The sequence below is a fragment of the Stutzerimonas tianxiuensis genome (assembly GCF_053470365.1).
In genome coordinates, this window is record NZ_JBPVWS010000002.1 from 263,104 (window position 1) to 284,531 (window position 21,428).

General features: G+C 61.9%; 16 protein-coding genes. 2 read left to right on the forward strand and 14 right to left on the reverse strand.

Annotated elements, in window-relative coordinates; all coding sequences use genetic code 11:
* Positions 1-304: 304 nt before the first annotated feature.
* On the forward strand, positions 305-1,243 hold the full coding sequence (locus tag ACSSNI_RS03935; protein WP_200639403.1) for a 1-phosphofructokinase family hexose kinase: 939 nt from the start codon (positions 305-307) through the stop codon (positions 1,241-1,243).
* A gap of 1 nt (position 1,244) precedes the next feature.
* On the opposite strand, the gene ACSSNI_RS03940 is transcribed toward ACSSNI_RS03935, so the two are convergent.
* The 14 genes from ACSSNI_RS03940 to ACSSNI_RS04005 form a co-directional block, all read right to left on the reverse strand.
* Complete coding sequence (locus tag ACSSNI_RS03940; RefSeq protein WP_073301959.1) at positions 1,245-1,688, reverse strand: thioesterase family protein; 444 nt, start codon at positions 1,686-1,688, stop codon at positions 1,245-1,247.
* 118 nt (positions 1,689-1,806) lie between these two features.
* Entirely contained in the window at positions 1,807-2,502 is a 696-nt protein-coding gene (locus ACSSNI_RS03945; RefSeq protein ID WP_200639404.1) for a hypothetical protein, read from the reverse strand.
* 2 nt (positions 2,503-2,504) lie between these two features.
* Positions 2,505-3,623 carry a methyl-accepting chemotaxis protein gene (locus ACSSNI_RS03950; RefSeq protein WP_200639405.1) on the reverse strand — a complete coding sequence of 373 codons (1,119 nt, stop codon included), beginning with the start codon at positions 3,621-3,623 and terminating at the stop codon, positions 2,505-2,507.
* 38 nt (positions 3,624-3,661) lie between these two features.
* Positions 3,662-4,456: an ABC transporter ATP-binding protein gene (locus ACSSNI_RS03955; RefSeq protein ID WP_148926204.1), complete on the reverse strand. Its 795-nt coding sequence runs from the start codon at positions 4,454-4,456 to the stop codon at positions 3,662-3,664.
* A 9-nt stretch (positions 4,457-4,465) separates the two neighbouring features.
* Complete coding sequence (locus ACSSNI_RS03960; protein WP_102836228.1) at positions 4,466-5,455, reverse strand: ABC transporter permease; 990 nt, start codon at positions 5,453-5,455, stop codon at positions 4,466-4,468.
* 50 nt (positions 5,456-5,505) lie between these two features.
* Positions 5,506-6,879, reverse strand: a complete 1,374-nt coding sequence (locus tag ACSSNI_RS03965; RefSeq protein ID WP_200639406.1) for a CmpA/NrtA family ABC transporter substrate-binding protein — start codon at positions 6,877-6,879, stop codon at positions 5,506-5,508.
* Between the two features lie 578 nt (positions 6,880-7,457).
* Positions 7,458-8,036: an ANTAR domain-containing response regulator gene (locus ACSSNI_RS03970; RefSeq protein WP_200639407.1), complete on the reverse strand. Its 579-nt coding sequence runs from the start codon at positions 8,034-8,036 to the stop codon at positions 7,458-7,460.
* Between the two features lie 14 nt (positions 8,037-8,050).
* Positions 8,051-9,271 (reverse strand): CmpA/NrtA family ABC transporter substrate-binding protein, encoded by a 1,221-nt coding sequence (locus tag ACSSNI_RS03975; RefSeq protein WP_159968144.1) that lies wholly within the window; start codon positions 9,269-9,271, stop codon positions 8,051-8,053.
* A gap of 186 nt (positions 9,272-9,457) precedes the next feature.
* Positions 9,458-11,080, reverse strand: coding sequence for a BatD family protein (locus ACSSNI_RS03980; RefSeq protein WP_448258965.1), 1,623 nt, complete (start codon positions 11,078-11,080; stop codon positions 9,458-9,460).
* Positions 11,077-12,804 (reverse strand): VWA domain-containing protein, encoded by a 1,728-nt coding sequence (locus ACSSNI_RS03985; protein ID WP_200639409.1) that lies wholly within the window; start codon positions 12,802-12,804, stop codon positions 11,077-11,079. Before ACSSNI_RS03985 ends, ACSSNI_RS03980 begins: the two co-directional genes overlap by 4 nt.
* Positions 12,801-13,814, reverse strand: coding sequence for a vWA domain-containing protein (locus ACSSNI_RS03990; RefSeq protein ID WP_200639410.1), 1,014 nt, complete (start codon positions 13,812-13,814; stop codon positions 12,801-12,803). Before ACSSNI_RS03990 ends, ACSSNI_RS03985 begins: the two co-directional genes overlap by 4 nt.
* Positions 13,807-14,307, reverse strand: coding sequence for a DUF4381 domain-containing protein (locus ACSSNI_RS03995; RefSeq protein ID WP_200639411.1), 501 nt, complete (start codon positions 14,305-14,307; stop codon positions 13,807-13,809). The genes ACSSNI_RS03990 and ACSSNI_RS03995 overlap by 8 nt, the downstream gene beginning before the upstream one ends.
* Complete coding sequence (locus ACSSNI_RS04000) at positions 14,304-15,275, reverse strand: DUF58 domain-containing protein (protein WP_200639412.1); 972 nt, start codon at positions 15,273-15,275, stop codon at positions 14,304-14,306. Before ACSSNI_RS04000 ends, ACSSNI_RS03995 begins: the two co-directional genes overlap by 4 nt.
* A complete protein-coding gene (locus ACSSNI_RS04005) occupies positions 15,275-16,234 on the reverse strand; it encodes an AAA family ATPase (protein ID WP_148926195.1) in 960 nt (319 codons plus the stop codon). The genes ACSSNI_RS04000 and ACSSNI_RS04005 overlap by 1 nt, the downstream gene beginning before the upstream one ends.
* Before the next feature lie 309 nt (positions 16,235-16,543).
* Here ACSSNI_RS04005 and ACSSNI_RS04010 point away from each other — a divergent pair, with 309 nt between their 5' ends.
* Entirely contained in the window at positions 16,544-21,391 is a 4,848-nt protein-coding gene (locus tag ACSSNI_RS04010) for an NAD-glutamate dehydrogenase (protein ID WP_200639413.1), read from the forward strand.
* Positions 21,392-21,428 lie beyond the last annotated feature (37 nt).

Genomic DNA, 21,428 nt, shown 5'->3' on the forward strand with positions numbered 1-21,428 from the left:
CCCCAACTTCGAGGCGAAAACAAAAAGGCGCCGCATCACGCCTGCCGGAGCAGGAATGGTGCGACGCCTTTGTCTTAGGATGGAGACCGCCGTTGGCCTACCGTGTCGATTGCGAAGCATCTAACGTGCCAGTCAGCCTCCAGCCCCGTTCCATGGGGCTCGTGTCGCTGGCCTCGCCAGGTCGGTCGACTTTGGTTGCACAGCCGTTGTGCGGTGGGCGCCATTTCAGGGCAATGTCTTGCCGATTGTCTTTGTCCTGACGTCGGCTGTTAGGCTTTACCTGCCAAGCTTCGAGGAGTGATCGATGCCCGTTATTGCCAGCCTGACCCTGAACCCGGCAATGGATCTGTCCGTCAGCACTGCGCGGGTAACCAGCACCGAAAAGCTACGCTGCTCGCTGCCGCGCCACGACCCGGGTGGCGGCGGGATCAACGTCGCGCGGGTGGTCGACACGCTGGGTGGCGAGGCGGTGGCCGTCTATCCCGCGGGCGGTCCGTTCGGCGATCTGCTCACACGTGCGCTGGATGAGCTTGGCTTGGCGCACCGACCCGTTTCAATCGCTGGGGACACCCGTGAAAGTTTCACGGTGGACGAGTTTGAGACCGGGCTGCAGTACCGTTTTGTACTGCCTGGGCCCTCCTTGTCCTCCGAGGAGCTGGCACGTTGTCTCGATGTATTGACCTCGCTGGACCCGGTGCCGACTTATCTGGTGCTGAGTGGGAGCTTTCCGCCGGGTGTGGCGCTTACGTTCTACGATGATCTGCTCAGCCTGACGCGCCGCATCGGCGCCAGGCTGGTCGTCGACCTGTCTGGCGAGCCCTTGGCCTACGCTGCACGTCAGGGCGGGGCATACCTGCTGAAACCGAGCCTCAACGAGCTTTCTGCTCTGGTCGGTCGCCCGATCACCAGCGAACTGGACCAGGAGCAAGCGCTGCGCGGCCTGATGGCGAGGGGCAGTGCGCAGATCATCGTGCTGTCGCTGGGCGCGGATGGGGCGCTGGTGGCTTGCGGCGAGCAATTGCAGCGGCTGCGCTCGCCCCAGGTTCCGGTGGTCAGTGCGGTAGGCGCCGGCGACAGCATGCTCGGTGCCATCGTGCTGGGGCTGGCCGAAGGGCGCAGCTTGGACGAGGCCGTGCGCTACGGTATCGCCGCCGGGACCGCCACCGTGATGCGCCCCGGTACCGAGCTCTGCCACCGCGAGGATGTGCAGCGACTGCTGCAGCTCGGTGACGACAACGGTTGATCTAGTCGATCCGGTTCACCCGCGGGAATTTGGCGGCAAATGCCTCAGGCATAGCGACAACGCGGCTCTGCACGTAGTCGTAAAAGACGAAGCCGGACTTGGCCATGGCGATCAGCGTGCCGTCCGCCGGCCGGGTGATACGAAAGGTGATGTCGCCGCCGTACTTGTTGAAATCCATGACGCCGACTTCGAACAGTAGGGCGTCCCGTGCATGGGCCTCGGCTTTGTAGGTGGTGGCCAGGTCGGTGACGATGATGCCGCCGCCATCCTTGCTGGTCTCGGCGATGCCATAGGCGAACAGGAAGCGCGCACGGGCCTCGGAAATCATCGAGATCATCGAGTCGTTGGCCAGATGGTTGCCGGCGTTGATATCGGTGATGCGAACAGTCAGCTGGGTGCTGAAGCAAAACTGGTCTTCGGGAAACTGCAGGGTCAGGCGGGCCATGATGCTCTCGTTGCTTGTGTTTGGCGCTGGTTGGCAGCGCGACGTGCGGAGGCGGATTGTACGCCTCTGCACGTCAGCACCAAGCTTGATCCGGCCTGTTGATATCGCGTGCGCGGTGTCAGGCGATGCTATGGCGAATGCCTTGCAAGCGCTCATCGATGATCGGGGTGATCAGCGCGTAGCATTCGGCTGGCGCCAGGCTGACCCGCGGTGCGTCGATCAGGTTGCATTCCAGATGTTCGATGAGGTTGCGCAGGCTGTCGCCACTGATCGGGCCGGTGAGGCGCAGGCAGAGATAGCGCATCTGGATCTGCATATCCAATGGGCACTTTTCGAAGTTGGCTGCACGCACTGCCAGGCCGCGCAAACGTCCGAGGTCTTCCAGTGCGCGACAGGCCTCGCACATGCCGGATACCTGCGGATTGCCCTGGAAGACAAGGCGCAGCTCAAGCACATGAATGCTTTCGAGCAGTTGCTCGATCAGGATGCAGTGCGGCTCGAAATCCGCTGGGTTCCGGCGGATCTGCTGCCACAGGGCGCGCATCGCCGGACGGTTTTCCTCACCTTTCCACTCCTGCCAGAGCCGATCGATATGGCTCGCAACCTCCAACCGCTGCGCGGCGGCTGCGGCATCAGGTTGGACACCCAGGCCACGGTGTTTCTGCACGAATTGAAGAACTTCCAGCGAATGCTGCAGCGCCTGGACATCGGTTGCGCTGAGACGCTTGCGATGCCGCTCGGCTGCAATGCGACTGAGATGGTTGCCGAGCAGCACCAGGCCGGCGGCCAGGATCAGGGCGATCGATACTTCCATGGTCAGGCTTCCGTACGGCTGAGACGAGTGAGGTAGAGGGTCAGGCTGTGCAGCTCTTCGGCCTGGGTGCGTTGGCGCTCGACGCCGGTCTCGACCTGATCCAGCTGGTCGCGCAACAGGCGGTTGCCCTGTCGCTGTTCGTCGAGGGCTATTTGCAGGTGATCGAGTTCGGCCAGGCTCAGCTGGCTGCGCCGCGCTAACTGATCGAGTTCAGCGGCCAAGGCACTGCTTTGCTCGCCGCTTTGCTCGAGCAGTTGCTGGTGCTGGACGACCTCGGCCTCGACGCGGCGAACTGCGTTGCCGGTCGTGGCGACCACGCTGGTGATGTCCTGGGCGGCGCAGTCGCTGGTCAGCGCCAGCTGGCGGACCTCGTCGGCCACCACCGCGAAACCGCGACCGTGCTCGCCGGCTCGCGCTGCTTCGATGGACGCATTCAGGGCGAGCAACTGGGTCTGTTTGGCGACGTTCTGGATGCTCAGTGCGGCTTTGCCGACGGCAGCCGTGTCCTGCAAAAGCTGGCCGACCGCATCCGACGTGCGCTGCATGCTCTGGCGTACCTCGGTCATGCGGGTGCTGACCGACATCGCGTTGTCGCGGCCGGCCTGGCTTTGCCGGTGGGTGTCGGCAAAGGCTTGCATGGCTTGCTGGCCCAGCGTGCTGACCTGCTCCAGGTTGTGGCTCAGCGCCTTGCTGGCTTCGGTCATCGCCAGCACTCGCTCGCCCTGGCCGATGCTGCTGTGCTCGGCGGTTGCGGCCATGCGCTCGAGGGCATCGCTGGCGAATTGCACTTCACTTCGTAAACGTTCGCTGCGCAGCGATTGAGCGCCAAAGGCGGCGACCAGATCCTCACGAGGCTCGTTGAGCCCCTGCTGCTGGCCGAGCACGGCCAGCAAATGCTCACTGTGGCGCTGATGCTCGCGGCGTTTGCGCTGTTGGGCCAGTTGCAGACCTGCGGCGATACAGGCGAGGGCCAGCGACAGCAGTTGCTGCTGCCACAGCCCCGCCATACAGGCCATGGCCCAGGCAGCGAGCAATAGCCAATCCATGTACGACTGCAGGGCAGCGGTGGTGGCTTGCGATACGGCCTGCGTCGGGCGCGTGGCGTTCAAGGCTCTGTCCATGCTCGTGATCCTTTCTCGATTAGCTTCCTGGAGACTTGTCAGGCCGCAGGCCGCTGCTGGCGCTGGTAGAGGAACTCCAGAACCTGCGCCCGGTAGGCGTGGTACTGGGCGTCGTGGGCCAGGGTCATGCGGTCGCGAGGATGCTTGAGCTCGACGCGCAGAATCTCACCGATGGTTGCAGAGGGGCCGTTGGTCATCATCACGATGCGGTCCGAGAGCAACACGGCCTCGTCAACGTCATGGGTGATCATGATCACGGTGTTGCCAAGGTCGGCGTGGATCTCCATCAGCGAGTCCTGCAGATGCGCGCGGGTCAGCGCATCGAGGGCGCCGAAGGGCTCGTCCATCAGCAACACCTTGGGTTGCATGGCCAGTGCGCGGGCGATACCTATGCGCTGTTTCATCCCGCCGGAGATTTCGCTGGGACGTTTGTCGCGGGCGTGGGTCATGTGCACCAGCTCAAGGTTGTGCTCGATCCAGTCACGCATCTCCCGTTTGCTCTTCTGGCCTTTGAAGACTTCCCGCACCGCCAGCTCAACGTTCTCGTAGCAGGAAAGCCAGGGCAGCAGGCTGTGGTTCTGGAACACCACGGCGCGCTCCGGGCCGGGCTCGTTGACCTCACGGCCGTCGAGGATCACGCCGCCAGTGGTGGCCTGATAGAGGCCGGCGACGATGTTGAGCACCGTTGACTTGCCGCAGCCAGAGTGGCCGATCAGCGAAACGAACTCGCCCTTGGCGATGCGCAGGTTGACGTTCTGCAGCGCGCAGTAGAGTCCCTTGTCAGTGGGAAAGCTGATACCGACGCCGGTGAGTTCGAGATGGGCATTGTTCATGTGATTTTCTCAGCGCAGGTCTGCGTTCTTATCCCAGCTCACGCGGCGCTGGAGCATCAGCATGATGCGATCCAGGGCGAAGCCGATCAGGCCTATGACGATCACTGCGACCATGATCCGGCCGAGCGAGTTGGAGCTGCCGTTCTGGAATTCATCCCAGATGAATTTACCGAGGCCGGGGTTCTGCGCCAGCATCTCGGCAGCGATCAGCACCATCCAGCCGGTTGCGAGCGACAGGCGCAGGCCAGTGAAGATCATCGGAATCGCAGCGGGCAGCACGATCCGGTGCACATGGCTGAGCGGTGACAGGCGCAGCACGCGGCTGACGTTTTGCAAATCCTTATCGAGGTTGGCCACGCCCACCGTGGTGTTGATCACCGTCGGCCACAGGCAGCACAGCGCTACGGTCAGCGCCGAGGTGACGAAGGATTTCGCCATCAGCGGGTCGTCACTGACGTAGACGGCGCTGACCACCATGGTCACCAGCGGCAGCCAGGCCAGCGGCGACACCGGCTTGAAGATCTGGATCAGCGGATTCACCGCGCTATACACCGTCTTGCTCAACCCGCAGACGATGCCCAGCGGCACGGCAATCAGCGAGGCGATGGCAAAGCCGGTCATCACCGTATAGAGGCTGGTGAAGATCTGCTCGAAAAAGGTCGGCTTGCCGGTGTACGGGCGAATCTTCACCTCGGCGTCGGGATTCTTGGCCAGTTTGGCCGCATTGCGGTCCTCCTGACGCTGGTAGAACGCCTCGGCTTTTTCCCGCGACTGGATATGCGCATCGACCAGCCCGTTGAACTGCTCGGCCACCTGGCTCGGCCCGGGAAACTGACCGAGGCTGGTCTGGATGTTCGAGGCCACCAACTGCCAGAACAGCAGGAAGGCAAAGACGCCCACCAACGGCATGATCACCTGCGGCAGCCAGCGCTTGATGCGGGCCTGACGGCCAGCTCTAAGGGTTTCTTTTATGTTCTGCACGACGGCGGGATTGCTCATCGACATGTCCTCCGAAAGGTGGGAGCCGCGCATGGCTCCCGTAGGCGGAATCAGAGCGTGGTATCGCCTTTCAGGCCGATCGCGAACTGTTCGAGATAGGCGTTGGGCGTGTGGCCGTCATAAGCGATGCCATCAATGGTGTCCGCCAGTGGCTCGCGGAAGCCGTCTTCATCTGCTGGGGGGAAGTCCTCGGCTGTCATCAGCCCGTCTTCGATCAGTGCCGCTGCGGCTTCGCGGTAAATTTCCGGGCGATAGACCTGCTTGGCCATGTCTAGGTACCAGCTGTCCGGCTTGGCCTCGGCGATCTGGCCCCAGCGGCGCATCTGCGTCAGGTACCAGATGGCATCGGAGTAGTAGGGGTAAGTCGCGTTGTAACGGAAGAACACGTTGAAATCCGGCACCTCGCGTTTGTCGCCTTTCTCAAATTCAAAGGTGCCGGTCATGGAGTTGGCGATAACTTTGGCGTCGGCGCCGACATATTCCGGTCGCGAGAGGATTTCCACCGCTTCGTGGCGGTTGGCGTTGTTGTCTTCGTCCAGCCACTTGCCTGCACGGATCAGCGCTTTGACCAGACGCTTGTGCGTTTCGGGATTGGCTTCGGCCCAGGCTTTGGATACGCCGAAGACCTTTTCCGACATGTTCTTGCGGATCGCATAGTCAGCAACCACAGGTACGCCGATGCCTTTGAAGACCGCCTGCTGATTCCATGGCTCTCCGACGCTGTAGCCATGGATGGTGCCGGCTTCCATGGTCGAAGGCATCTGCGGCGGTGGCGTAACGGAGAGCAACGCCTGGGCATCGATCTGTCCGCTGATGTCGCCTTTCTTCGGTGCGTAGTAACCGGGGTGAATGCCACCGGCCGCGAGCCAGTAGCGCAATTCGTAATTGTGGGTGGATACCGGGAACACCATGCCCAGGTTGAAGGACTTGCCGCTGGCGTTGAGCTGCTCGATCACCGGCTTGAGTGCGTCGGCCTTGATCGGATGCACCGGCTTGCCGTCTGCCATCGGCACGTTGGGCTTCATCTGCTCCCAGATCGCGTTGGACATGGTGATGGCATTGCCATTGAGGTCCATGGTGAAGGCCGTGATGATGTCGGCCTTGGTACCAAAACCGATGGTCGCGCCGATCGGCTGGCCGGAGAGCATGTGCGCACCGTCCAGCTCTCCATCGATGACGCGGTCTAGCAACACCTTCCAGTTGGCCTGCGCTTCGAGCGTGACGTAGAGCCCTTCGTCCTCGAAGAAGCCTTTCTCATAGGCAATCGCCAGTGGCGCCATGTCGGTGAGCTTGATAAAGCCGAGCTTGAGTTCCTCCTTCTCTGGCTCGGCCGCCCAGGCGGCCATCGGCACCAGTTGCAGCAGGGCAGAGCAGCCAATGCTGGCCACCAGCGTTTTCAACAAAGTACGGCGGGTCTTGCGCATGATCTATCCCTCAATCGCGAAACGAAAAAAAGGCGTAACGGAAGCACCCTCTGCATGAGCAGAGCGAGCACCGTTGACGCCTTTGTCAATTCGTCCCGATCACCGCCGTTGGCGACCTGAAGACGTGGTAACAGAGGGATTGCAAGGGGCTTGCCAATTCTTAATCTGAGATTTTTTTGGCGACTAGGGTGTTAGGAAGATCTATGTAATACAACGGCTTACGTCTGAAACAACCGGCCAGGCTGAACATGCGTTGGACGTGCGGGCTTGGCACTCCTGGCGATCGCTCGGTGCAATAGCCGTGCACCCAATTCTATCCTTGGCTCCGTTTTGGTTCGTTTGCATGGAAGAGCTGCTTGGAAATGGCGGGCGCAGTGGCGCCCGTCATTCGGACGCGATTGGAGTGGTTAGGGGGCGGCTGGCGCAACGTGTTGCAGTCGGCGAGCAATAGGCTCGTTGGGCCTGGTCGAGAGCCGAAAACGATCGGTACTTGAGTCCCGCAAGGTTCACAGCAGGCATCCGCTCGGCTAATAGCCCCGTCTGGGCCTCGCCGAGACCAGCGCGCTGAGATTTGCGGATCACTGACCCAGCAGATCGTTCATCGCAATGATCTGCTCAGCGACCTGGATCAGCTTCTGCTGACGGCTCATGGCCTGGCGGCGCATCAGGGTGTAGGCCTCTTCCTCGTTGCAGCTTCGCATCTTCATCAACATGCCCTTGGCCAATTCGACGCGCTTGCGTTCGACCAGTTGCTGGTCGCGTGCATGCAGTTGCGCGCGGATTGCCTGGTCGCTTTCGAAGCGGGCCATGGCCACGTCGAGAATGGGTTTCAGGCGCTGGGCCTGGATGCCTTCAACGATATAGGCGCTGACGCCGGCGCGGATGGCTTGGCGCATGGCATCGGGGTTGTCGTCGTCGGTGAACATGACGATGGGCCGCGGCTGGTCACGGCTGACCATGACCACCTGCTCCATGACGTCCCGGCCGGGGGAGTCGGTGTCGATCAGCACCACGTCGGGGCGAATCGCTTCGACCCGCTCGGGCATGTCGATGGTCAAACCGGATTCCTCGATCACCTCGAAGCCGGCTTCGATCAGAGCGGTGCGCAGGCGACCGACCTTGCGCGGGGTGTCGTCGATCAGGAGAACGCGAAGCATGACAGTCTCCCTTCTCAAGGCTTGGGGTGTGGTGCGGTGTCGCCCAAGGCATGCAGCGCGAAGCTGCGCGCGTACCCCGCCGGATCGCTGCCATCCCAGCGACTGCCGTCCATGAGCATAGCGCTGCGCATGGGGGAGTCGGGTACGGCGATATTCAAAGCGCTCGCTGCATCGCGGTAGAGGCTGGTTTGCTGGACGCTTTGCGCCACGGCAAGGTAATCCGGATCTTCACGCAGCAGACCCCAGCGGCGCAGCTGAGTCATGAACCAGAGGCCGTCGGAGTGGTAGGGCATGTTCACTTCGCCGTTGCCGAAGAAACGCAGCGGGTGCTTGTCCAGCCAGGCATGGCCAAGGCCGTCCTCATATTGACCCAGAAAGCGCGATTCGATGGACGCAACGGGCGCATTGACATAGTCGCTGCCGGCAATCAGCTGTGCAGTACTACGGCGATTTTCCTGGCTCTCATCGATGAAGCGGCTGGCCTCGAGGATGGCCATCACCAGCGCGCGGGCGGTGTTGGGGTATTGGTCGACAAATTCGCGCGTGCAGCCGAGCACTTTCTCGGGATGGTCGGCCCAGATCGATTGGCTGGTCGCGATGGTAAAACCCATGTCTTCTTCAATGGCCTGGGCGCCCCAGGGCTCGCCGGCGCAGAAGCCGTCGATGCGTCGCGCCCGTAGATGGGCGACCATCTGCGACGGCGGCACCACCACTGTGCGTACGTCTTTCAGCGGGTGGATGCCGTGGGCGGCCAGCCAGTAGTAGAGCCAGAGCGCATGAGTACCGGTGGGAAATGTCTGAGCAAGCGTGAGTTTTGCACCACTCTGGCGCACGCATTTGCCGAGCGCATCGGGATCGGTCACGCCGGCTGCTTTCAGCTCACTGGAGAGGCTGATGCTCTGTCCGTTTTGCGCCAGCCCCATCAGTACGGCCATGTCCTTACGCGCACTGCCTCCGATCCCCAGATGCACGGCGTATATCAGGCCGTACAGTCCGTGAGCGGCATCCAGTTCGCCTTCCACAAGCTTGTCTCGCACGCTGGACCAGGAGCTCTGCCGTTGCAGGTTGAGCGTGAGGCCGTAGGGCTGCGCAAAGCCCTGGGTGGCGGCGACGATCAGCGATGCAGCATCGGTCAGCGCCATGAAACCAAGGTTCACGACGTGCTTTTCTGGCGCGTCGCTGCCGGCGACCCAGGCTTTGGCGTCAGGGCGGAGCGAAGGGGAGAGATCGGTCATGCTGAAGAAAACCTTTGCCATGCGAAGCGCGCACCGTCCGGGAGGGAACCGGTGCGAAGCGGGATGTCTGGTTCAGGTTTAGCAAGCCACATGCCAAGGACGGTGCAAGACGCGTCTAACTGGTGCACGAGCTCGCAGCAAAGGGCAAGACGGCTGATCGCGACCGGATATGGGAAGTCCGTCAGCTCAGCGCGGATACAGCGGCGGCAGCGCGCTGGCTTCGCGTTCGGCATCGCCAGCCTGACCTGCGGGCAGGTTCTGAATGGCCTGCCACAAGGCTTCGCCTTGCCAGCGCTGACCGGTCTCGCTGTACAGCGCACCATTAAGCCCATCGAGGGCATCGGACAGCGGCTCGAAACGGGCCGCCATATCGGCCAGCGTTTCAGGCTGCTGCCGCGCCCAGGCATCGAGCGCATGTCGGGTGGCCTGGGTGTCGTTGGCCAGGCAGGCGCGTTTCAGATCATCCAGCAGGCTGCGCGGAGTCGGGCCGGTCTGCACTGTGCGGATCACCGCTGGCTGCCTGCGCGCATGCAGCCACAAGCCAAAGCCGAGCAGGGTCGTCAATGCCAGCAATGCGCTGCTCAGCTGCCAGGGCCATAGCCGTCTCGCCTCTCGCTGTTCCGGCATGTCCGCCGTCTCGATGGCGGGCTGTTGCAGGTCCGGATTGTCGGCGACCAGCAGGGTGCGACCAGGCAGCGTGCTGCGCTCCAGGCGATCTTCCAGAGTGTTCCACCAGATGACTTCCACGGGCGAGAGTTGGAACTCTCCGGTGCGCGTCGCGACCAGGGCTTCGCGCTGTTCGCGACTGCCGCTGACACCGTTGGCAGTGACTTCGTTGTTCAGGGTCGGCTGGTCGGGGTAGCTGCGCAGCCCCGGAAGCTTGGTTGAGGCGATTGGAGGCAGCTGGCTGCTGGTCAATCCGTCAGCTTTCAAGAGCAAGCTGCGGGTCAGGGCTTCGCCCAGCTGAGCATCCCCTGGTTCCGGACTCCAGGCTTCGACCAGCGTCAGGCTTCGGGCCGGCAGCCAGGCGGCGTCGGCGGGATAGTCAGATGGCTTGGGCTTTACAGTTAACGGGATGGTGGGTGATTTGACCTGGGTCGAACGTCCGAACCTCGAGCCATACTGATCACCGGTCGACGGTGCTACGGCCGTGGCGCTGAACAGTTGTGCGGGAATTGTCAGCTCGCCGCTTTTCTGTGGGAATAGCGCATAGCGGATTTCAATCACACCGTGGCGGACGCCGTTGATGTCTTTTTCATAAGTGCGTGGTTCGCCCAGCCGCTGCACCAGCGCATCGTTCATCTGCAGCGGTGACAGGGTGCTGTCGTCGTACAGCGATACGGAGTGGTAGATACGCAGCGTCAGCAGCACCTGCGCCTGCACGTAGGCGACCTCCTGATCAAGACTGGCGTCGATGAATATGGGGGCAAGCAGGTCGCTGTCGCTGGCACTGGGCTCGGTGACATGCAAGGTGATTGGCTCGCTACGGGCATCGCCGAGCTGCAACGGCGGAATGACGACATAGCCGGTCTGCAGCGGCTGGAGCGTAACCTGCCACTGGGTAATCGCCTGTGCATCGCCGGTGGTCCCGGCAAGTTGGTTGCTCTGACGTGTCCCGGATACTTTGAACAGGCTGTCGAGGGGCTGCAGGTCGGGCTTGCCAAATGCGGTGCCGTCGGCCGTTTCCAGAGTCAGCTCCACAGTTTCGTCCAGGCTCAGCTCGGTACGGTCGACCCGGGCCACCAAAGTGGCAGCGTGGGTTTGCAAGCCCAGCAGGAGCAGAAACACCAGTGTCATCCAGCGCATCATTGATTCAATTCCTGCCGTTTGCGTTGCTCATAAAGAAACTTGCGCCGTAGCAGCTCGCCGGGATCGTCCGGGATCTTGCGCAACCATTGGTTCATTGCCTGATCCTGCTCGGGATCGACCGGCACTTCCTGTGCTTGTGCCATCTGCTGATCGGTCGCGACTGGCTCGGACTCGGGTGGGCCCTCGTTCAGTGTTTTGCTCGACACCTCGCCAGCTGGCTCTGGCGGGGCCTGTGCCGTGGTTTGATCTGTCGAGTCCGACGAGGTGTCTGGCGCTTTGCTTCCACGAGGCTGCTTGCGCTGCTCGGCTTCGGATGTCGATTCCTCGGGTGGCGACGCGTCGGGATCGGCATCAGCTTGAGCCTCTTTTTGTCGTAGGGCCTCTTCGACGGTGGTTTTATTGCGCCGCGCGACGTCCAGGCCCGGATCCAGCTCCAGGGCTTGTTCATAGGCTTCGATGGCGGCTTGCAGCTCGTCGTTGCGGGCCAGGGCATTGCCTCGGTTGTAGTGATCGGCTGCGGAGTCGCCCTTGCCGAACTGCTCGGCGGCGCCGGCAAAGTCACCGGCCTGGTAGCGGGCATAGCCCTGCCACCGGTGATCTTCGAAGCGGGTCGCGGCTTCGCCTGGGCGAGAAGATTCCAGCAGGCGCATGCCCTGTTGATCGGGGCGCAGCCATAGGTCGTCAAAGCTCAGGGCGCTGGCGGGTTGCGGGACGAAGAGGACGAGCGGCAAGCAGAACAGCCAACCCCGGCGCCCGGCGAAGGCGGCGAGCAACACCAGAGGGAGCAGCAGCCAGTAGCCTTGGTCCTGCCAGGCGTCGAGACGGGTGGTCTCGTCTTGAGCCACAAGCTTTCCGTTGCTTTCGAGCAAGCCGAGGTTGCGCAGGTCCGCATCATCGACTCGAGCCTGCTGATAGCGACCACCGATCTGGCTGGCGAAACGCCGCATGGCATTGTCGTCCAGCCGGGGGATGACAATGGAACCTTTGTCATCCTTGAGGAAGCTGCCGTCCTCGAGAGGAATCGGAGCACCTTGCTCGGTGCCGATGCCTAACAGAAGCAGCAACTGCTCGTTTTCTTCCAGCTGCTGCTCAATCGATGCGCGCTCCGGCTCGCTCAGACTGCTGCCGATCAGCAGAAGGCGCCCAGCGCCATTGGCGCCTTGTTGCAGTAGGGCAATGCCTTGCGCCACCGCCAGGTCAGCACGATGGCCGGGTTCGGGCATGAGATCGGGCTGCAATGCGTCCAGAAGGTTTTGCGTGGTGGCCATATCGTTGGACAAGGGCACCAGGGTGTGAGCGCTGCCGGCAAAGACCACCACAGCGGTCTGGGCATCCTGGCGGGTCTGCAGCAGATCGAGGATCTTGCGCTTGGCCTGCTCGAGTCGGCTCGGCTGCACATCGGTTGCCAGCATTGCCGGGGTGGTCTCCAGCAAGATGACCAACGGGTCCGCGCGTGTCAGGCTGGGTTGCTCGACCTGCTGCCAACTTGGCCCTAGCAACGCCAGACAACCCAGCAGCCAGGCGCTGCCGAGGAGGATCCAAGGAAGCTTGCTGTTACGCAGCTTGCCGCGGGTGAGCAGAGCGGTATGAAAAGCTTCGGGCAACAGGCGCTGCCAGCGACCGGTCTGGCGCTGACGATGCCATAAACGCCACATCAGCCATATCGGCAGCGGCAATACGATCAACCAGAACGGTCTGAGCAGGTAGGGCAGAAGTTCGCTCATGATCGCTTGCTCCGAGCGCCCAGTTGACGCAGCGACAAAGGCAAGACGCTGCGCGCGACCAACAGCCAGCTGAACAGAAGTGCTGCTGCCAATGGCCAGGCGTACAACGCTGTGGCGACGCGTGCCTGAGCCGGCTGCTGGGCGGCCGGCTCGAGTTCGTCGAGGGTGGCACCGACTGCCTCCAGCTCTTCATTTGTACGCGCTCGGAAGTACTCGCCGCCGGTTTCATAGGCAATCGCGCGAAGAGTCGTTTCGTCCAGGTCGCCGCCGGGGTTGAAACCGAACCGGTTGAGCAGGCTGTCATCCGCTTCGGCACCGATGCCGATCGTATGCACCTTGACGCCGGCGACCGCAGCGAGGCGAGCCGCGATCAAAGGCTCGACTTCGCCACCGTTGTTCGCGCCGTCCGTAATCAGTACCAGTACGCGACTGTTGGCCGGCCGTTCGCGCAAGCGCTTGACGGCCAAGCCGATGGCGTCGCCGATGGCTGTGTTGCTGCCAGCGATGCCGACCGCAGCTTCATCGAGCCAGGTGCGTACCGTTTGTCGATCGAAAGTCAGCGGCGCCTGCAGGTAGGCCTTGCTGCCAAACAGGATAAGCCCGACGCGGTCGCCGCTTCGCCCGGCAATAAAGTCGCCCAACAGGTGTTTGACCAGTTCCAGCCGGCTGACCTCATCGCCTTGCCACTGCATGTCTGGATAGTCCATTGAACCGGACACGTCGACCGCCAGCAACAGGTCGCGGCCATTGGTGGGAAGCGGCAGCGGTTCGCCGAGCCATTGCGGGCGGGCGGCGGCGAGCAACAGCAAACACCAGATGAACAAGTAGGGCAGCTGTTGCCGCCAGGCAGGCAGGGCGATCGCGGCGCGGCGGCCAGCCAGCGTTTCCAGCTCGGCCAGAAAGCCGACCTTCAATGCTGCGTCGCCGCTTTCCGATACGGGTAAGACCCAGCGCAGCAGCCAGGGCAGCGGCAACAGTAGCCAGACCCACGGCCAGGCCAGCTCAAACATGCTTGCGAATCCAGATCTGCACGGACTGTTCAAGGCCCTGGATGGCCTTGTCGTCCAGCCGGCACTCGGCGCGGTAAGCGCCTTCAACCAGTACCATCCAGCGCGTCAATCCCGCGGCCGGACACCGATTGTCGAGAAAGGCCAGCCAGGCACGCCCGCTCAATGTATGGGGGTGATCGTCTGGGTAGCGGATCCGGCAAAGGCGTTTCAGTAGCGCATTGAGTTGCTGCAGCCAGTGACTGGCTGGCTGGCCATTGTATGGCTTGCTCAACTGGGCGAGTTCAAGCAGAGCCGTCTGACGTTGCGGGTCGAGCAGTTGTTCGTCCTGGGCGGTCACCTTTCGCTTAGCGAGCTGAAGTCTTTTCCAGGGCTGCAGTTTCAGCAGCAGAACGAGGCTGAGCAACAGGGCAGCGAGAAACCACCAGCCAGCCGCCAGTGGCCACCAACTCACGGCTGCTGGGGTGATCAGGGGTTCAAGCTCGAGGGCATTCATCTGAGGGCGCCTTGTTGCTGCCCGATGAGGTGCTCACGCATTTGCTCCACCAGTTCGCGCTGGGTATCAAGCGGCATCAAAGGCAGGCGCAAACGGTCAGCCAGACGCTTCCAGCGCGCACTTCGGGCTTCGCCTTGCAGCCGGTAGGCTTGTCGCAGCGCCGCATCATGGGTGTCCAGTTCCAGCCGAGCGCCGAACTGCGCAAAGCGCAACAGTCCAGCCGCTGGCAGCGCGTGGTCGAGTGGGTCACAGACAGGAATCAGCAATAAGTCGACGTGACGCGCGAGCAAGCTCATCTGCTGTTCTGCTGCATCGCTCAGGGCGCGCTCATCACAGAGGATCACCGCCAGGCTACCTGGACGCAGCACTTCACGTGCGCGTCTGAGCGCCAGGCCGAAGGCCTCTGGATCGTCAGACTGGTCGGCTTGCAAGCCGGCATTGGCGCGCGCCAAACGGTCCAGCAATTGCAGAAGGCTTTGCTTGCTACGCCGGGGTTTGATCTCGTGCTGATCGCCGTGTCCGAATACCAGGCCCCCGACGCGATCGTTGTGGCTTAGCGCGGCCCATCCCACCAGGCTGGCAGCCTGGGCAACCACCACCGACTTGAAGGCCCGAGCACTGCCAAAGAACAACCGCGGGCTCTGCTCGACCAGTAAGTAAATGGGTCGCTCACGTTCTTCGTGGAATAGCTTGGTATGCGGCTCCTGAGTCCGTGCAGTAACTCGCCAATCAATGGTGCGAACATCGTCGCCGGCCTGGTAGATGCGCACCTGATCGAAATCCACCCCTCGTCCGCGCAACTTCGAATGGTGCAGGCCAACCAACTGGCTGCGCCGATGCGGGCTGGAAAACAAGGGCACTTCGCGGACTCGATGACGCATGTCGATCAGCTCGGCGAGGCTTACCCGGACGCCATCGCCGGGCCCTGAATGCACCGAGCTGTCGTCGGTGGGCCGCGAGGGTTGCATCAGGCCACCGCGACCACGTCGAGAATACGCTGCAGGACGCGGTCCTGATCAATACCAGCTGCTTCCGCTTCGAACGAGAGAATCAAACGATGGCGCAGCACATCGAACAGCACCGCTTGAATGTCCTCTGGGCTGACGAAGTCCCGTCCCGCCAACCAGGCATGAGCGCGGGCGCAGCGATCGAGCGAGATCGAGCCGCGCGGGCTGGAACCGTAGGCAATCCAGCCCGCCAGCTCAGCGTCGAATTTGGCCGGGGTGCGGGTCGCCATGACCAACTGCACCAGGTACTCCTCCACCGCGTCCGCCATGTACAGGCCGAGAATTTCCTTGCGCGCAGCGAAGATCGCTTGTTGGGAGACGCGGTGTTCCGGGGCGGTTTCGCCGTTGATCGCTTCGCCGCGCGCCTGTTGCAGAATGCGTCGTTCCACCGACGCATCGGGGAAACCGAGCTTTACGTGGAGCAGGAAGCGGTCGAGCTGCGCTTCGGGGAGGGGATAGGTGCCCTCCTGCTCGATGGGATTTTGCGTGGCCATTACCAGAAAGAGCGGTGACAGATCGTAGGTGCTGCGACCCACGCTGACCTGCCGTTCGGCCATGGCCTCGAGCAGCGCCGACTGCACCTTTGCGGGCGCTCGGTTTATCTCATCGGCCAGCACCAGATTGTGAAAGATGGGGCCTTGTTGAAAGACGAAGCTGCCGGTTTCCGGTCGGTAGATTTCAGTTCCGGTAATGTCAGCTGGCAGCAGGTCGGGTGTGAACTGGATGCGATGGAATTCCGCTTCAAGGCCGCCTGCAAGCTCTTTGATTGCCCGTGTTTTAGCTAACCCCGGGGCGCCTTCGACGAGCAGGTGGCCGTCAGCGAGCAAAGCGATCAGCAGGCGCTCGATCAGCCGTTCCTGGCCGAGAATCTGGGTGGAAAGAAATTGTCGCAGCGCGACTATGGCTTCACGGTGGTCCATCGCTGAGCTCTTCTGCAGGGGCGTGTCGGGGCGGACGCTCGACCAGCACGACTTTAATTCATTAGCGAGGGGCAGGCTATGCGCGGCTCGGCAAGTTCGTCACGCAGCGTTGAGGATGGCCAGCGCCAGTCTCCATTGGTCATGCAACTCAATTAAATGTGACCGGGCGGTCGCTGGCGGCGCCAGACAAAGGAGGCCCTACTGGGTGCATTCCCGGTCCGCTGAACTAACGTTGAACTTACAGGTTGCGTTGCCGGTCAGGTCCCGCGACTGCCCTAGTCGAATTCAAAGCCAGAATGGAGCGAAAAAATGGCGTTCTTTACAGCTGCCAGCAAAGCCGATTTTCAGCAACAACTGAAAGTGGCCCTGGCACAGCATGTCGACGAGAAACTCCTGCCACAAGTGGGGCTCTTCGCCGAACAGTTCTTCGGAATCGTCGCATTGCCCGAGCTGACTCAGCGGCGCATGACCGACCTGGTCGGCTCAACGCTGGCGAGTTGGCGGTTGTTGGAGCGCTTCGACCCAAGCAGTCCTGTCGTTCAGGTGTTCAACCCCGATTATGAGAAGCACGGTTGGCAATCGACCCACAGCGTGGTCGAAGTGCTGCACCCGGACATGCCGTTTCTGGTCGACTCGGTGCGCATGGAGCTTACCCGTCGTGGCTATGCTATTCACACCCTGCAGAACAGCGTATTGCAGGTCCGCCGGAACGGTGACGGCAGCTTGGTCGAATTGCTGCCGAAGGGCAGTTCGGGTGAAGGCAGCGGCGCCGAGTCGCTGATATTTGTCGAGATCGATCGCTGCGCCAGTGCGGCGGCCTTGCACGAACTGGAGCAGTCGCTGCACGGCGTTCTGGCTGACGTCCGTCTGACCGTCAGTGATTTCCCGGCGATGAAGGCGAAGGCCGAAGAGCATCATGCGCGTCTGGCCATGCTGCAACCGGCCGATCACGCCCAGCTGGCTGAGAGCATGGACTTCATGCGCTGGCTGGCCGAAGACCATTTCACCTTCCTGGGGTATGAGGAATTCACGGTTGTCGAACAGGGGGAGGGCGGCCGCATCATTTATGACGAGGCATCCCTGTTGGGGCTGTCGCGAAACCTGCGCACCGGACTTGAAGCCGACGATCAACTGATCATGCCGCCAGCGCTGGCCTATCTGCAGGAGCCGCTGCTGCTGTCGTTCGCCAAGGCGGCTACTCCGAGCCGGGTGCATCGACCGGCATACCCGGATTTCGTCTCCATACGCGAATTCGATGAGCAGGGTCGCGTAACCCGGGAATGCCGCTTCCTCGGGCTTTTTACCTCGTCGGTCTATACCCAGAGCGTGCGTCGGATACCCTACATTCGCAGCAAGGTGGCAGAGGTCATCCAGCGTTCGCATTTCGATGATTCGGCGCATCTGGCCAAGGAGCTGACTCAGGTTCTCGAAGTGCTGCCGCGCGACGAGCTGTTTCAGATGACGCTCGACCAGCTGTTCAGCACAGCCATCGCCATCGTGCAGATCCAGGAGCGCAACAAGCTGCGCCTGTTCCTGCGTATCGATCCCTATGGACGCTTCTGCTATTGCCTGGCGTACGTTCCCCGCGACAGTTATTCGACCGAAACCCGCTTGCGCATCCAGCAGGTTCTGGTAGACCGTCTGGAAGCCAGCGGCTGTGAGTTTTCCACCTACTTTTCCGAGTCCGTGCTGATCCGCGTGCAGTTCCTTCTGCGTCTGGACCCGAGCAAGCAGGTGCAGTTCGATCCGGTCCAGCTGGAAAACGAGGTGGTCCAAGCTTGCCGAACCTGGCAGGACGACTACACGAGCGTGGTCATTGAGCGCTTCGGCGAAGCCCAGGGCACCGGGATACTTGCTGATTTCCCGAAAGGCTTCCCCGCGGGATACCGTGAACGTTTCGCGCCGCATTCGGCGGCTGTGGATATGCAGCACGTGCTCAGTCTCAGCGAGCAGCGCCCGTTGGTGATGAGCTTCTACCAGCCGATCACGGCGGTGGAAAATCGCCTGCACTGCAAGCTCTATCACCTGAACACGTCGCTGCCGTTGTCGGACATGTTGCCGATCCTCGAGAACCTCGGGCTACGCGTGCTAGGCGAGTTTCCGTTCCACCTGCGGCGCAAGGATGGCCGCGAATACTGGATTCACGACTTTGCGTTCACCTACGCAGAGGGGCTCGAAATTGATCTTATGGAGATCAATGAACCGCTGCAGGATGCCTTCATCGCGATCAACAACTGTCAGGCGGAGAACGATGCGTTCAACCGGCTGGTCCTGACCGCCGGGCTGACCTGGCGCGAGGTTGCGTTGCTACGCGCCTATGGCCGCTACCTGAAGCAGATCCGCATGGGCTTCGACCTGGGCTACATCGCCAGCGCTTTGCTCAACCACACCGACATCGCTCGTGAGCTGGTGCGGCTGTTCAAGATGCGCTTCTACCTGGCGCGCAAACTCGGCGAAGAAGATCTTGCCGACAAGCAGGCGCGGCTGGAGCAGGCGATCATCACGGCGCTGGATGACGTGGCGGTGCTCAATGAAGACCGCATCCTTCGGCGCTACCTGGCCCTAATCAAAGCGACTCTGCGGACGAATTTTTATCAGATGGACGCGGCCGGCAAGCCGAAGAGCTACTTCAGCTTCAAGCTCGATCCGCGGTCGATCCCTGAGATGCCACGGCCGGCGCCGAAATTCGAAATCTTTGTTTATTCACCTCGCGTCGAAGGCGTCCATCTGCGTGGCGGCAAGGTCGCGCGCGGTGGCTTGCGATGGTCTGATCGTGAAGAAGACTACCGCACCGAGGTGCTGGGTCTGGTCAAGGCGCAGCAGGTGAAGAACGCGATCATCGTGCCCGGAGGGGCCAAGGGTGGTTTCGTGCCACGTCGTCTGCCTACCAATGGGTCTCGTGACGAGGTGCTGGCAGAAGGCATAGCCTGCTATCGGATTTTCATCAGCGGCCTGCTGGACATCACTGACAATCTCAAAGACGGCAACGTCGTACCGCCGGCCAACGTGCTTCGCTACGACGCGGACGACCCCTATCTCGTCGTGGCGGCCGACAAGGGCACCGCAACCTTCTCCGACATCGCCAACGGCATCGCTGCGGAGTACGACTTCTGGTTGGGCGACGCCTTCGCGTCCGGTGGCTCCGCCGGCTATGACCACAAGAAAATGGGTATCACCGCCAAGGGCGCATGGGTCTCAGTGCAGCGGCACTTCCGCGAGCGTGGCATCGATGTGCAGCGCGACAACGTCAGCGTGATCGGCATCGGCGACATGGCTGGTGATGTGTTCGGCAATGGCTTGCTGATGTCCGAAACCTTGCAGCTGGTGGCTGCCTTCAACCATCTGCACATTTTTATCGATCCCGACCCGGACGCTGCGCGCAGCTTTGTCGAGCGCCAACGCCTGTTCGATCTGCCGCGCTCCTCCTGGACCGACTACGATGCATCACTGATCTCCGCGGGAGGCGGCGTGTTCCCTCGCTCGGCCAAGCGTATCGCGATCACGCCGCAGATGAAGGCGCGTTTCGACATCGAAGCGGATCAGCTGACCCCGGCCGAGCTCATCCACGCGTTGCTCAAGGCACCGGTGGATCTGCTCTGGAACGGAGGCATTGGAACCTATGTGAAGAGCACCGCGGAAACTCATGCAGACGTGGGCGACAAGGCCAACGACATCCTGCGGGTCAACGGCAACGAGCTGCGAGCCAAGGTTATCGGCGAAGGCGGCAACCTGGGCATCACTCAGCTGGGACGCGTCGAATACTGCTTGCATGGCGGTGCCGCTAACACGGACTTCATCGACAACGCTGGCGGGGTGAACTGCTCCGACCATGAGGTCAACATCAAGATTCTGCTGAATGAGATCGTTAGTGCGGGGGACATGACCGGCAAGCAGCGTGACCAGTTGCTGTTCGAGATGACCGACGCGGTGGCCGAATTGGTGCTGCACGACAATTACAAGCAGACCCAGGCGCTGTCGCAGGCTGAGCATCGCGCTCATGAGGGCGGCAGTGAGTACAAGCGACTGATCAGTTCCCTGGAAGCCGATGGTCTTCTGGATCGTGCGCTTGAGTTCCTGCCTGGCGATGAAATGCTGGCTGAGCGCGCGAATCTGGGCAAGGGTTTGACCCGGCCTGAGCTGTCGGTGCTGATTTCATACAGCAAGATCGAGCTGAAGGAAGCACTGTTGCAATCGCGCGTGCCGGACGACGCCTATCTGGCGCGCGAAATGGAGAGCGCATTTCCGCAGTTGCTGGCCGAGCAGTATCGCCCGGCGATGCTGCAGCACCGTCTCAAACGCGAAATCGTCAGCACTCAGATCGCCAACGACCTGATCAACAACATGGGCATCACCTTCGTTCAGCGGCTCAGAGAGGCTACAGGCCTGAGCGCCGCCAACGTGGCAGGCGCTTACGTGATCGTGCGGGATATCTTCCATCTGCCTCATTGGTTCCGACAGATCGAAGCGCTGGATTACAAGGTTCCGTCTGAACTGCAGCTCAACCTCATGGATGAACTGATGCGGCTGGGACGGCGGGCGACCCGTTGGTTCCTGCGCAATCGTCGCAGTGAGCTGGATGCGGCACGTGACGTCGGGCACTTTGGGCCGCGCGTCGCAGCGCTCGGTTTGAAACTCGACGCGCTGCTGCAGGGCGGAACTCGCGAGCTTTGGCAAGCGCGCTACGAGCGCTACACCGACGCAGGTGTGCCCGAGTTGCTGGCCCGGATGGTCGCGGGCACCAACCATCTGTACACGCTGTTGCCGATACTGGAGGCCGCTGATGAAACCGGGCAGCCACCTGCTGAGGTCGCAGCGGCTTACTTCGCCGTGGGCGGTGCGCTGGAGTTACCTTGGTACCTGCAGCAGGTCACCGGTCTGCCGGTGGAAAATAATTGGCAAGCGCTGGCTAGGGAAGGCTTCCGCGATGATCTGGACAGTCAGCAGCGCGCTATCACCGTGTCGGTGTTGCAGATGAGCGACGCGCCTGACGATCTCGATGCTCGCGTTCAGCTATGGTTGGAGCAGCGGGAATATCAGGTCGAGCGTTGGCGGCGAATGCTGGTCGAACTGCGCAGTGCCAGTAGCGTGGATTACGCCATGTATGCTGTCGCCGGTCGCGAGCTGCAAGACCTCGCGTTGGAAAGCGCCAGACGCTAGTTGTGATATGCCGCTGGGTTTCCTGGCGGCTGTTACG